The sequence below is a fragment of the Anaerotaenia torta genome (assembly GCF_050433395.1).
GTDB classification, from domain to species: domain Bacteria; phylum Bacillota; class Clostridia; order Lachnospirales; family Lachnospiraceae; genus Mobilitalea; species Mobilitalea torta.
In genome coordinates, this window is the sequence record NZ_JBNPXH010000025.1 from 1419 (window position 1) to 2711 (window position 1293).

Here is a 1293-nt window from a genome sequence, read left to right on the forward strand (position 1 = left end):
CGCGGGAGGCAAATCCCCCGTGCGTTTCTGAAACGTGACGCGGAGCGAACTATGAGTAGCGAAGTGTGTGAACCCATGCCGTCGAGAAAAGCCGCTATTGTTCTGTACGGGCCCGTACCGTAAACCGACACAGGTAGATGAGGAGAGAATCCTAAGGCCGACGGGAGAAGCATTGTTAAGGAACTCGGCAAAATGGCCCCGTAACTTCGGGAGAAGGGGCGCCTGGGCAACCAGGCCGCAGAGAAATGGCCCAAGCAACTGTTTAGCAAAAACACAGGTCTATGCAAAACCGAAAGGTGAAGTATATGGGCTGACGCCTGCCCGGTGCTGGAAGGTTAAGGGGAGAGGTTAGTGGAGGCATGTATGCCTCTGCGAAGCTTTGAACTTAAGCCCCAGTAAACGGCGGCCGTAACTATAACGGTCCTAAGGTAGCGAAATTCCTTGTCGGGTAAGTTCCGACCCGCACGAAAGGCGTAATGATTTGGGCACTGTCTCAACAATGCACCCGGTGAAATTGAAATACCAGTGAAGATGCTGGTTACCCGCGCCAGGACGGAAAGACCCCATGGAGCTTTACTCCAGCTTGATACTGGGACCCGGTAATGCATGCACAGGATAGGTGGGAGGCTAAGAATTCGTGACTCCGGTTGCGAAGGAGCCGCTGTTGGGATACCACCCTTGTGTTACTGGGTTTCTAACATGCAGCCGTGACCCGGCTGGTGGACAATGTCAGGCGGGGAGTTTGACTGGGGCGGTCGCCTCCGAAAGAGTATCGGAGGCGCTCAAAGGTTCCCTCAGAATGGTTGGAAACCATTCGAAGAGTGCAAAGGCAGAAGGGAGCTTGACTGTGACACCGACGGGTGGAGCAGGTACGAAAGTAGGACTTAGTGATCCGGTGGTATAAAGTGGGATTGCCATCGCTCAACGGATAAAAGCTACCCTGGGGATAACAGGCTTATCACTCCCAAGAGTTCACATCGACGGAGTGGTTTGGCACCTCGATGTCGGCTCATCGCATCCTGGAGCTGTAGCAGGTTCCAAGGGTTGGGCTGTTCGCCCATTAAAGCGGTACGCGAGCTGGGTTCAGAACGTCGTGAGACAGTTCGGTCCCTATCCGGCGCGGGCGCAGGATATTTGAGAGGAGCTGACCTTAGTACGAGAGGACCGGGTTGGACGAACCACTGGTGCATCGGTTGTCATACCAATGGCACGGCCGAGTAGCCAAGTTTGGAAGGGATAAACGCTGAAGGCATCTAAGCGTGAAGCCCCCCTCAAGATAAGATATCCCATAGC

The 1293-nt window shown here is 54.4% G+C and carries 1 rRNA gene (cut by a window edge); it reads left to right on the top strand.

Going from position 1 to position 1293, the window contains the following annotated elements:
* Positions 1–1293: ribosomal RNA gene (locus HNQ56_RS23785) — 23S ribosomal RNA — on the top strand; its annotated part reaches 1299 nt to the left of the window's first position; the annotation flags it as partial.